The sequence below is a fragment of the Brevibacterium sp. 2SA genome, assembly GCF_005502845.1.
Taxonomy (GTDB): Bacteria; Actinomycetota; Actinomycetes; order Actinomycetales; family Brevibacteriaceae; genus Brevibacterium.
The window spans coordinates 1-11,354 of the sequence record NZ_SCMW01000028.1; the positions used below are offsets into that span (position 1 = coordinate 1).

Consider the following 11,354-nt stretch of genomic DNA (forward strand, 5'->3'; position numbering starts at 1 on the left):
GGTGTCGGCGAGGGGGTGGCCGGTGAGGTCGATGCCGGCGTTGGTGAGTTGATCGAACAGCGACTCAGCACGCGGGGTGTCACCCGAGGTTGGGGAGGACTCCGACGCAGACGGCCCGCCCGCGTGCGCACCCGCGGCGTCGTCGCCGGGGGTGGGGTGCTTGCGGTTCGGGGTGAGAGTCATGGTGCTCAGGGGTCCATTCGCCATTGTCCATGTCGTGTGATCCATTATACACCTTTGAGGTGCGTGTCAAGATGTTTGTTTGTTTTTTGTTCGACTATTTTGCGCGAGTTCTAGCGTCTTCTATTTCTAGGCCAATCTGTGTTGTCGCCGTGCCGTTGCGTGATCCAACATCGGTGTCAGCAGGGGTTCGTGTGTGTTCCAGGGTGGGTCAACGCTGCAGGCCGCTGCTGACAACCCGAGTCCTCGCAGCACATGCCGCAGACGACCCTGCAGTGCCCGAAGCCGAAGTGCGTGTGCATCACGGGCACATCTTCTGCCTCCGGCACACAGTCCTCCACGCGGGCACCCGGGCACCAGACCCCACGCCTCCGCTCAGAGGCCGCCGAGCATCTTCCCCGGATTGAGGATCCCGAGCGGATCGAGCGCGTTCTTCACCGCGAGCTGCATCCTCTGCGCCCCGGCGTCGAGCTCCTCGCCCAGCCAGTCCCTCTTGAGGTATCCGACGCCGTGCTCGCCGGTGATCGTCCCACCGAGCTCGAGGCCGATGCGCATGATCTCCCCGAAGACCTCGAGCGCCTTCGCGGTCTCCTCCTCGTCGGCGGCATCGAAGAACACCGACGGGTGCGTGTTCCCGTCTCCCGCATGCGCGACGAGCGAGATCGTCAGCCCTGACGACTCACGCAGCGCGTCGAGTCGGTCGCAGAACTCCGGCATCGCCGCCCTCGGCAGACACACGTCGTCGAGCAGCTGCCCCCCGCCATGCGCACCGGCGAACTTCTCGTACGCCGGCTGGATCATCCGTCTCGCTGCGATGAGGGCGGCGGAATCGGCGGGATCATCGGAGTACGCAACGTCGAGGGCACCGCACGCGTGGGCCGCCTCGGCGAATTTCGCCATCATCGCCTCCGACTCAGCAGCCGCGAGATCGACCTGCATGATGAGCATCGACCCGGCCTCCCCGTCGAGACCGAAGTCGCCGTACGCGTTGAGCATGGTCAGGCTCGAACTGTCGAGGAACTCGAAGAGGCTCGGCACTCCGCCGCCGGCCATGAAGTCGGCGACCGTCTGCAGGCCGCTGCGCTCATCGGGAAACGTCGCGACCGCGGTGAACGGGTCGGGCAGGGCGGGCACGAGCCGCAGGGTCGCCTCGACGATGACGCCGAGCGTGCCCTCGGACCCGATGAAGAGCTGCCGCATATCGAGCCCCGCCACGCCCTTCGCGGTCTGCGGACCGAGCACGCTCAGCGTCCCATCAGCGAGAACCACCGTGAGACTGCGGACATAATCCCTGGTCACGCCGTACTTGACGCAGCACAGGCCGCCCGCGTTCGTCGCGATGTTCCCGCCGATCGACGAGATCCCCACCGACCCCGGGTCCGGCGGGTACGACAGCCCGAACGGCGCGAGGTGGTCCTTGAGGTCCTGGTTGATGATGCCCGGCTGCACGGTGACCGTCCGCTCGGCCTCGCTGACGGCGACGACGTCGTTCATCCGCGCCACGCTGAGCAGGATCGCCCCCGGTGAGGCGTTCGCGCCGCCCGAGATCCCCGAGCGCGCCCCCTGCGGGACGACCGGGATCCGATGGTCGGTGGCGAACCGCATGACCTCTTGGACGTCGCTCGCCGAGGTGGCCCTGACCAGGGCGATCGCGCCCTCGGCCGGGCAGAACAGGGCTTCGTCGCGGGCGTGGACGGCGATGGTGTCGGGGTCAGTCGTGAGCACACCCTCGCCGAGGCGGGACGCGAGCTCGGCCAGGGGCGGAGCGGCGACCCCACGGGAATCGTCCGCCGAGGCATCCCCCGCCGCAGCGCCTGCCGTTCCCACCGGGGGCTCCCCCGCACCCGTGTTTCCGGCCACTGGCGTCGTTGAGCTCGGCTCGGTCATCGTCTCGGTCCCTTCACGCGGAGGGCGGCCGGCGCCGCCCGTCTTCGTCATCATTGTCATCGTCGCATCATCGCCTGTCACCTCGCCGAGGTGGTCCGACGACCCGCACGGCTTCGTCGTCACCGGAGGCGACGCCGTCGGTACCGAACGCCACCCCGTTCGTCAGGGGCGTCGCGGTGGACCAGGGCTCGGCAGCAGGGTGCCGATGACCGGGACGAGGAGGGCCAGACCGCAGGCCACGACGACGAACCACCCCGTTCGGGCAGTGACCATGAAGGCGGCAGCGGGCACGCCGGCGATGAGTCCACCGGCCACCGCGATGCCGATCGACGTGCCCAACTGGCGCGCCGTCGATGCGACTCCGCCCGCGGCACCGGCACGGTCAGGCGGGAGATGGCTGACCGCGGCATTGGTGATCGGCGCATTGCCGAAGCCGATCCCCGACCCGATGAGACCGAGGGCGAGCCCGAGGAGCAGCGGATCGATGCCCGCGCTCCCGACGCCGCGTCCCCCGCTGAGAACCGCCTGGGTGGCGATGAGGAGGACGACCCCGCCCGCAGTGATGAGACCGGCGGAGAGCAGGAGCGGCCCCCGAGCCCCGAACCTGCCGACGAGGATGCCTGACACCGGTGCGAAGACTGCCGTCGCGATGGCCATCGGCAGGATCGCGGTGCCCGCGGCCAGAGCGCTGCGTTCCTCGACGACCTGGATCATGCTCGTCGTCAGCAGCAGGGTCACGCTGAAGGCGATGAAGATCGCGACCGCGCCGAGGATGGCCCCGGCGAATGCCGGCGACCGGAAGGACGAGGGCTCGACGAGGGGCGAGCGCACGCGGTTCTCAACGACGACGAAGACGACTGCCAGCAGCACTGCGAGCCCGTACCCGACGAGCGCTGTGACCGAGGTCCAGCCGATCGCGTTGCCTTCGATGAGGAGTCCCACGACCGTGGCGAGCAGGGCGATGAGGAGAAGTTGGCCTGGGACGTCGAGCCGCCTCGGCGAAGGGCTGCGGGAGGGCGGCACGATGAGGGCGACGAAGACGATGATGACCGCGACGACGGGCCCGTTGATCCAGAACAGCGCACGCCAGTCGAAGGCGGCCAGAAGCAGCCCGCCGGCGATGGGTCCGGCGGCCATGCTCACGCCGAACATCGCGCCCCACACTCCGATGGCGAGCGCGCGTTCGCGCTGCGTGGGCATGACGTTGACGACGATCGCGAGCGCCACTGGGGAGAGCATCGACGCGCCGACGCCCTGAATGGCGCGCAGGCCGATGAGCATGGCCCCGTCGCCGGCGAGCGCGCAGAGGAGCGAGGCGACGGCGAAGATGCTCAGGCCGGTGAGAAGGACGAGGCGACGACCGAATCGGTCGGCGACGGCTCCCGAGGTCATGAGCAGGCTGGCGAAGACGACGGTGTAGGCGTCGACCACCCACGGCAGCCGTGCCGCATCGAGGTCGACCCCGGAGCCGATCTCGGCGAGCCCGACCGTGACGATCGTCGTGTCGAGTCCGACGAGGAAGAGAGCGAAAGCGCAGATGACCATGACCGTCCAGCGGCGGCGGAAGCTCAGGGGAGCTGTGGCCGAGTCCGTCATCGCTGTCCTTTCGCCGTCGTCTGACACCTGCACAGTCGCCGACCGGTCGTCGCGGTCTGCTGCCATCGTCCACCGTATTGTTGATTGGGACGATGCCATCCGCTTGTCGAGACAGAGTGGGGATGCTGCCCGGGGGCAGGGCCGGATTACGATGAGGGCAGGGAGGGTAAGAACGGCTGCCGCGACCGGCGCCGGGCCGCGTCGCTCTCCCCCGAACCGACAGAAGAGATGCAGGTGAGAATGCATGCGACCGATGACCGACCTCGACGCTGAGACGCTGCGCGAGTACTACCGCAACTTCTCCCGCATCGAGGCGGCCGGGACGTCGCCGATCTACACCTCCTGGGCGGCAGGTGTCGCCGATGACGACGAGATCCTCGCCCTCCTCCTTGACCTTCCGCGGCCGAAACGTCAGGCGAATCTGCTCTTCGGCGCGGCCAGGCATCTCGGCTCCGGTGAGGGTGACTACGCCGAGCTGCGGCAGTGGCTGCTCGAGCACTGGGTTGAGACGCGCACACTCATGCTCGCCCGCTCGACACAGACGAACGAGGCCGGACGCTGTGCCGTGCTGCTGCCGGCGCTCGCGCAGATCAGCGGTCCGGTCTCGCTCATCGAGGTCGGTGCTTCTGCCGGGCTGTGCCTCTACCCGGATCGCTACAGCTACACCTACCGCACGGGTGGCAGCCCGAGCCCGGACGAGCGTCAATCCGGCGCTGACGGAGCCTCCGGTGCCGTCTCCGGTGCCCCGCAGGACGAGCGCGGGACCGCCGGTGCCGACTCCGGCCCCGCGCAGGACGATCCCATAGCCGGCGATGCCCGAGCGTCCGCTGCTGGGGAATCCACGGCTCCGGGATCCGCTGTCACCCACCTCGATCCCGTCGACGGGCCGAGCACCGTCGATCTCGCCTGTGACATCGCGGGTGCCTTGCCGCCGGACCGACTTCCCGAGGTCATCTGGCGCGCGGGCATCGACCTCAATCCGCTCGACATCACCGACCCGGAAGAGCGAGCCTGGCTGCGCTCGCTCATCTGGCCCGAGCACACGGTGCGGCGCGACCGGCTCGACGCCGCTGCGGCCATCGCCGCCTCAGACCCGCCGAGACTCGTCACCGGTGACCTCACGACAACCGTCGGGGCACTCATCGCCGAGGCACCCGCGGACTCACAGATCGTCGTGTTCCACAGCGCAGTCCTCGCCTACGTCGACCCGGAGAGTCGAGACGGGTTCGTCGCGATCATGCGAGCCCACCCCGACGTCGTGTGGCTGAGCAACGAGGGCGAGCACGTGCTGCCTGACATCGGCGCACAGCTGGCCGACCACGGCGTCGACGGTGCGGACGGACGCTTCGTCCTCGCCGTCGACGGCGTCGCCACGGCCCTCACCGGCCCCCATGGTCAGAGCTACGAGGCGCTGCTGTCCCCCTGACTCGTGTCGACCATCCACGGCACACCGAACTGGTCGACGCAGGCGCCAAAACCCGGGGACCAGAACGTCGGCCCGAGCGGCATCTGCACCTCTCCACCCGCCGAGAGCGCCTCGAAGACCTCCGTCGCCGCCTCGACATCGGGAGCGACGAAATTGAGCGCGACTCCGGTCATCGCGCCGCCGTCACCGGTCGGATCGTCGGCGCCCATGATGCGCGAATCGCCGAAGGTCAGCTCGGCGTGCATGACGGAATCCTCGCTCGCGCCGGGCATGCGCGCCTCCGGTGGCGCATCCTTCGACCGTGTGAGCGTGAGCTCACCGCCGAAGATGTCGCGGTACCGCTCGAACGCGGCTGCGCACTGACCGCCGCTGATGAAGACATGGGGAATGACTGGCATTGCTATCCACCTCGCATGATGAGTGATCGAACTTGCCGTGCTGCCGCGCGGGCGACACTGCCCTGCGCGATGCCTCCAGTATGCGCTCGACCACTGACACAGTCACTCGGTGCGCGCGGCCCGGCCCACCGGGCCCAGTCCACTCGCCCGACCCGGCGCATCCGAACCGCCGCATCCGAGCCGGCACAGCGGGCCACGTCACGAGGCCAGTCCCAGCACACCAGTCCCAGCACACCGGACTCAGCGCCGCCGACCCGTCACGCCCACGCGACGACGAGGCGTGCCGCCTGCACCGGGATCGTCGGGTCGACGCCGGTCACCTCGGCGAAGCGGCGCAGACGGTTGGCCACGGTGTTGCGGTGACAGTAGAGGATGCCCGCGGTCCGACCGATGCTCCCCGTCTCCAGGTAGGCGCGAACGGCTTCGACGAGGCGCTCGCGTTCGGCGATCCCGCACCGGGCGAGCGCATCATCGACATCGGAGATCACCGACTTCCCGCTCGCGTTGAGGGCCCTGGCGGCCAGCCTCGCCCAGCCTCTGCTCCAGGTCATCGCCCCGGTTTCGCCCGCCTCGAAGACCTGGGCGAGGTCCCGCGCGGTGAGCGCCGACCGGCGCAGCGACCCGAGTCCCGCTGCCGCGACCACCCCGACGCGCGCCTCGGCGAGGCGGTCCTCGATCTCGTCCGCCCGCAGGCCGCCCGCACCCGTCCGCGGCTCCTCGCTGCCACCGATCCGCGACTCGCCGCCGGCCCGCGACTCCTCGCCGCCATCGACCTGGCCGGTCTCCGCCCGGCTCGCGCCCCGTCCTGTCGCTCCGCCGGGTCGCACTCGCCTGGCCCGGGTGAACGCGATGAGCACGTCGCCGAGGTGGTGGGTGAACATCGTCCCCCCGGCGCGTTCGTGCGCGGAGACGATGACGCGCAGGGCAGGGGTGTCCTCGGCACCGGCGGCAGCGACGATGAGCGCGTCGTCGACGTCGAGGCCCAGCGCCGAGGCGATCGTTGCGAGCCGTTCGGCGGTCGGGTCGGCGTCCTGGAAGAGTCCCGCGATGACGCCCTGGCGGACCGAGGACTCCTCGGCGCGCATCCGCGCCTGCTCCGCCGTGTACGCCTGTTGGACTTGGACGATGTAGTCATCGACGGTGCTGAGGACGTCTCCGGTGTGGCGGATGACGAGTTCGGCGTCGCTCGGTGCGGCGACCCGGGTGAGGGCCTCCCAGAGCACGGTGAAGTCGAGTCGGATCGCGGTCATCAGCGCTTCGAGTGGGATCCCGGCCCTGGCGCGGGAGACGCCGACGTCGGTCGAGACGGCTACAGCGCCGGAGAATCCGCCGGCGCGCAGTCCGTCGATGAGCGTGGCGAACGAATTCCGTCCCGTCCGCCGCAGCTCGGACAGCGGCAGCGGAGCCGGATCGTAGCCCGGCACGACGGCGACCCTGGCGACGAACGATTCGGTGAGCTCGTCGAGGTCGAGGGCGTCGAGCAGTTCGCTCCACCGGGCCTCATCCCCGGGCAGCGGACGATCGTGAAGGGTGTGCGTCGCACTCATCGACTCAGTGTAGGCACGCGTCTCGCCCCAGTGTAGGCACACGACACAGTGCAGATGCACAATGCACAGCGGTGAAACGGCGGCATTTCCTCGTGGAAACTCAGCGTTCTCCCTCGGTAGTGTCGTGAGTCACAGGAGAATCATCGTGGCGACGAGGCCACCAGCGACGACCGCAGACCGCGACCCACCGGTCGCACCCGACCTGCGCACCCGACGGAGATCACGCATGAGCAGCAAGCCCACCACCTCGGCGATCGAATACGACGCGACCCAGGAACTCAGCGTCAAGGACGCCAACAAGGTCGCCGTCGGCGCGCTCATCGGCACAGCGCTCGAATGGTACGACTTCTTCCTCTTCAGCGCCGCCGCCGCGCTGATCTTCAACGTCCAGTACTTCACCTCCGAGAACGTCACGGCCGCCGCACTCGCGTCGTTCGCCACCTTCGGTGTGGGGCTTGCCGCACGTCCGATCGGCGGGATCATCTTCGGTCGGATGGGCGACCGGATCGGGCGGCGGCGGGTGCTGATGATCACGATCGTCGGCATCGGCATCGTCACCGGACTCATCGGCATGCTGCCGACCTACGCGGCGATCGGGTTCGCCGCCCCGGTCCTCCTCGTCCTCCTGCGCATCGCCCAGGGTCTCTTCGTCGGCGGCGAATGGTCGGGGGCGATGACGCTCGTCGTCGAGAACGCCCCGCTCCACCTGCGCGCCCGCTACGCCGCGATCCCGCAGATCGGATCGCCGATCGGCACGATCCTCTCCTCCGGCGGCTTCTTCGTCATGACGCTGCTGCTCTCGCAGGAGAACTTCAACTCGTGGGGCTGGCGCATCCCGTTCCTCGTCGCAATCCCGCTCCTCCTCGTCGCCGTCTACATCCGCAGCCGCCTCGAGGAGTCCCCGGTCTTCCGGCAGCTCGAAGAGACCGGCGAGGTCGAGAAGAGCCCGATCAGCACGACGCTGAAGAACAGCTGGAAGCAGATCATCGTCGGCATGGCCGCCGCGCTCCTCGGCGTCGGCGGGTTCTACCTCGTCACCGCGTTCTGCGTGTACTACGGCGTGACGATCCTCGGCTACGACGATTCGCTTCTCCTGCTCGGCAGCATGGTCGCCGCGTTCGTCGAGATCTTCATCCTCATCTGGGGCGGAATGCTCGGGGCGAAGTTCGGCGCCAGCCGCGTCATCCTCTGGGGCGGCATCCTCTCCGCGGTCGTCGCGGTGCCCGCGTTCCTCATGTTCTCCTCCGGCCAGCCGGTGCTCATCGTCATCGCGATGACCGTCGCCGTCGGCGCGCTCTCGTTCCCCTACGCCGCCTCCGGCACTGTGCTCACCGGCCTCTTCCCCGCGACCACCCGCTACACGGGAGTGGGCATGGCGCAGAATGCGGCGGGCATGCTCTCGGGCTTCATCCCGCTGCTCGCCACCGGCTTCGTCGCCTCGGCCGGCGACCATTGGTGGCCGGCCGCTGCGATGCTCGTCTTCCTCTCCCTCTTCACGGCGTTCGCCGGAGCGATCGCCCCGAGGCTGAGCGTCTCCCTTCCCGGCTTCAAGCACTGACCACACCCCACGCGCACAGAAGGACCCCTCGATGAACGACACCACCGCCTCGGCGCCGGCGAATCTGCCTGACCGGGCCGACCGCGACGCCGACTTCCTCGCCGACTGGGCCGTCCACTCCCGCTTCGGTGCCGTCGAAGGCACGAACGGCGTCGACCGGCAGGCGGCGAGCCCCGCCGATGGCGAGCAGCGCGCATGGTTCGCGCGTCTGCTTCAGCAGCACGGGTTCGTCGTCGAGCGGGACGCGATCGGCAATCAGTTCGGGCTGCTCGAACTCGTGCCCGGCGCCCCCTACGTCCTCACCGGCTCCCACCTCGATTCGCAGCCGACAGCCGGACGCTTCGACGGGGCGTACGGGGTGATGGCGAGCGCGCATGCCGTCTTCGCCGTCGCCGAGGAGCTGCGCGCCGACCCCAGCCGGGCGCGGTTCAACCTCGCCGTCGTCAACTGGTTCAACGAGGAAGGCTCCCGCTTCAAACCGTCGATGATGGGCAGCAATGTCTTCACCGGCAAGGCCGACCTCGAGGCGGCGCTGACGACGACCGACCCGCAGGGCATCACCGTCGCCGAGGCGCTCGATGCCCTCGGCGAACGCGGCGACTTCACGGCCCCGCCGATCGCGTCCTATGCCGAGATCCACGTCCAGCAGGGCCGCAGCATGGAGGAGGACGGGGTGACGATCGGGCTCGTGGGCGCGACGTGGGCCGCCCACAAGTTCGAGTTCCGGGTCCACGGCGCGCAGGCGCACAGCGGCTCGACGCTCATGGCCGATCGCCGGGACGCCCTGCTCGGCGCGGCCCGGCTCGTCGTCGCCGCCCGCGACCTCGTCGACGAGTTCGAGCCCGGAGCGCTGCACACTGCGTGCGGCGAACTCACCGTCTACCCGAACTCCCCGGTCGTCGTCGCCAGCGACGTCGCGCTGCTCATCGATCTGCGCTCCCCCAGCGCCGAGGTGATCGCCGCCGCCCATGCCTCCCTCATGTCGACGGTCGCGACGGTCGCCGAGGAGGTCGGGGTCGACATCGAGATCACCGCGGAGCACAGCTGGGATCAGAACCCGTACCCGGCCGAGGGCGTCGAGCTCGCCCGCGCGGTCGCCGATGACCTCGGGCTCACCTCGGCGCCGGTGATGACGGTGGCCGGCCACGACTCGACGAACATGAAAGACACCGTGCCCACCGTCATGCTCTTCGTTCCCAGCGTCGGCGGGGTCTCCCACAGTCTCGAGGAGTTCACGAAGGACGAGGACCTCCTCTCCGGCCTCCATCACCTCACCGAGGTGGTCCGGCGTTTGGCGTCAGGAGCGCTCGCGGGGTAGGGGCCGGGCAGATGTCTGTATGCCCTCGACCAGTTGAGCGCATTGCGACTTTCGGCCGACAGGACGGCGCGTGCCGCCTCGCCGTAGATATCGCGATCACTGCGCGTGTGCCGCGGCGCGGAAGGTCGCGAACGCAGTCGCCCACGCCGTGAGCTGGTCGACCATCGACTCGACCGCTGCCCTCTGCAGGTCTCGAGGCGCGAAGTCACCCGTCGCGAGCGGATCGGCGATGACGAAGTCCTCGAACATTCCCAGAGCCGGCTGCACCGCCACCGTCGCGACCTGGAGCTCGCCAAGGATCTGACGCAGATGCTCAGCGGCACGCACACCGCCGTTGACTCCGTAGCTGACGATGCCTGCGACCTTGTCCGACCACTCTCCGTAGAGCGTGTCCACCGCGTTCTTCAATGCTGAGGGAACCGAGTGGTTGTACTCCGGAGTGACGAAGACGAAAGCATCGAGCCCGGCGACAACCTCCGCCCATGCTCGTGTTTCTTCTCGCTCATAGAGACCGAACTTCGGTGGATTCGGCTCGGGCGTGAGGCCCAGCCCGATGTCAGCGATGTCGATGACTTTGACCTCGCACTCGACGCCTACAGCGGCGCATCGCCGGTCAACGATGTCAGCCACCCAGGCGGCCACTGCCGGTCCTCGTCGACCAGGTCGAACAGTTCCCAGAAAGATTCCGATGTTCACCACGCCATTCCTTTCATCACCTTCAATATTACAGTTGGCACTGTACTTTTAAGCATGATAAAGTGCAAGACTATAATCGGAATCATGAACTCTGTGGACCACCGCTCGGCCACCGCGTCTGGAATTCCACCGAAACGGTTGGCGATTCTGCGTGCCGGACTCGAAGTGTTCGCCCGAGACGGCTTCGCCCGCACCAGCGTCGAGAAGGTCGCCGAGGTCGCCGCGGTGTCCACGCGCACGGTCTACAACCACTTCACCGACAAGGCCGGGCTGTTCGCGGCAGTCGTCGAGTTCAGTTCCGCTGCCGTCTCAGAGATCCACATCGGCGAGATCGAGAAGCATCTGGGAACGATCGGCTCCCGGACCGAAGTTGAGCCCGCACTGGTCTCCTACGGTCTGTCGATGCACTCCTCTGTTCCACCGAACGCACCGCATTGGCGTCTGGTCACGCAGCTCCAGGCCGAAACCGAGCACATCTCCTCGGAACTCCTCGAATCATGGAGACGCAGCGGACCTCTGCGAACGCGGCGGCAGATAGCGCTGCACCTCTCTGATCTCGCCCGACGCGGGTACCTCGAACTCGATGATCCCGACATCGCCGCTGCTCACCTCGCTGCCCTCATCAACGCCAGTCGCAGCGACATCCTCGACCCTGACCCGAGCGCCGAGCGGCTCGAGGAACTCATGCGCAGCGCCATTGGGACGTTCCTGCATGGCTATGCTGCGGCCGAACCACTCTGACACCCCG

The 11,354-nt window shown here is 68.4% G+C and carries 10 protein-coding genes; 4 read left to right on the plus strand and 6 right to left on the minus strand.

What is annotated here, in order from left to right; genetic code table 11:
* The 3 genes from FFS20_RS10875 to FFS20_RS10885 all read right to left on the minus strand — a co-directional run.
* Positions 1-183 (minus strand): hypothetical protein (locus FFS20_RS10875; protein WP_137825873.1); only part of this gene is annotated, 183 nt, incomplete at its 3' end.
* Positions 184-555: 372 nt separating this feature from the next.
* Complete coding sequence (locus FFS20_RS10880) at positions 556-2,067, minus strand: FAD-binding oxidoreductase (RefSeq protein WP_137825874.1); 1,512 nt, start codon at positions 2,065-2,067, stop codon at positions 556-558.
* A 162-nt stretch (positions 2,068-2,229) separates the two neighbouring features.
* A complete protein-coding gene (locus FFS20_RS10885) occupies positions 2,230-3,663 on the minus strand; it encodes an MFS transporter (protein ID WP_137825875.1) in 1,434 nt (477 codons plus the stop codon).
* A gap of 253 nt (positions 3,664-3,916) precedes the next feature.
* Between FFS20_RS10885 and FFS20_RS10890 the strand changes: the two genes are divergently transcribed.
* Positions 3,917-5,089: a DUF2332 domain-containing protein gene (locus FFS20_RS10890; RefSeq protein ID WP_249356803.1), complete on the plus strand. Its 1,173-nt coding sequence runs from the start codon at positions 3,917-3,919 to the stop codon at positions 5,087-5,089.
* Here FFS20_RS10890 and FFS20_RS10895 read toward each other — a convergent pair.
* Both FFS20_RS10895 and FFS20_RS10900 read right to left on the minus strand, forming a co-directional pair.
* On the minus strand, positions 5,065-5,487 hold the full coding sequence (locus FFS20_RS10895) for a VOC family protein (protein WP_137825877.1): 423 nt from the start codon (positions 5,485-5,487) through the stop codon (positions 5,065-5,067). The two genes, FFS20_RS10890 and FFS20_RS10895, sit on opposite strands and share 25 nt — an antisense overlap.
* A gap of 257 nt (positions 5,488-5,744) precedes the next feature.
* Entirely contained in the window at positions 5,745-7,034 is a 1,290-nt protein-coding gene (locus tag FFS20_RS10900; protein ID WP_137825878.1) for a helix-turn-helix domain-containing protein, read from the minus strand.
* Between the two features lie 226 nt (positions 7,035-7,260).
* Between FFS20_RS10900 and FFS20_RS10905 the strand changes: the two genes are divergently transcribed.
* A complete protein-coding gene (locus FFS20_RS10905) occupies positions 7,261-8,592 on the plus strand; it encodes an MFS transporter (protein ID WP_137825879.1) in 1,332 nt (443 codons plus the stop codon).
* A 31-nt stretch (positions 8,593-8,623) separates the two neighbouring features.
* The gene (locus tag FFS20_RS10910; protein ID WP_137825880.1) at positions 8,624-9,910 is read left to right on the plus strand and encodes a M20 family metallo-hydrolase; all 1,287 of its coding nucleotides are present in this window, start codon (positions 8,624-8,626) and stop codon (positions 9,908-9,910) included.
* A 96-nt stretch (positions 9,911-10,006) separates the two neighbouring features.
* On the opposite strand, the gene FFS20_RS10915 is transcribed toward FFS20_RS10910, so the two are convergent.
* Entirely contained in the window at positions 10,007-10,609 is a 603-nt protein-coding gene (locus tag FFS20_RS10915; RefSeq protein ID WP_137825881.1) for an NAD(P)H-dependent oxidoreductase, read from the minus strand.
* Between the two features lie 81 nt (positions 10,610-10,690).
* On the opposite strand from FFS20_RS10915, the gene FFS20_RS10920 reads away from it, so the two are divergent.
* On the plus strand, positions 10,691-11,347 hold the full coding sequence (locus FFS20_RS10920; RefSeq protein ID WP_171007058.1) for a TetR/AcrR family transcriptional regulator: 657 nt from the start codon (positions 10,691-10,693) through the stop codon (positions 11,345-11,347).
* Positions 11,348-11,354 lie beyond the last annotated feature (7 nt).

Coding starts and splice junctions, on each gene's coding strand:
- FFS20_RS10905 (WP_137825879.1), top strand. CDS start 7,261: ATGAGCAGCAAGCCCACCACCTCGGCGATCGAATACGACGCGACCCAG.
- FFS20_RS10885 (WP_137825875.1), bottom strand. CDS start 3,663: ATGACGGACTCGGCCACAGCTCCCCTGAGCTTCCGCCGCCGCTGGACG.
- FFS20_RS10895 (WP_137825877.1), bottom strand. CDS start 5,487: ATGCCAGTCATTCCCCATGTCTTCATCAGCGGCGGTCAGTGCGCAGCC.
- FFS20_RS10920 (WP_171007058.1), top strand. CDS start 10,691: ATGAACTCTGTGGACCACCGCTCGGCCACCGCGTCTGGAATTCCACCG.
- FFS20_RS10910 (WP_137825880.1), top strand. CDS start 8,624: ATGAACGACACCACCGCCTCGGCGCCGGCGAATCTGCCTGACCGGGCC.
- FFS20_RS10900 (WP_137825878.1), bottom strand. CDS start 7,034: ATGAGTGCGACGCACACCCTTCACGATCGTCCGCTGCCCGGGGATGAG.
- FFS20_RS10880 (WP_137825874.1), bottom strand. CDS start 2,067: ATGACCGAGCCGAGCTCAACGACGCCAGTGGCCGGAAACACGGGTGCG.
- FFS20_RS10890 (WP_249356803.1), top strand. CDS start 3,917: ATGACCGACCTCGACGCTGAGACGCTGCGCGAGTACTACCGCAACTTC.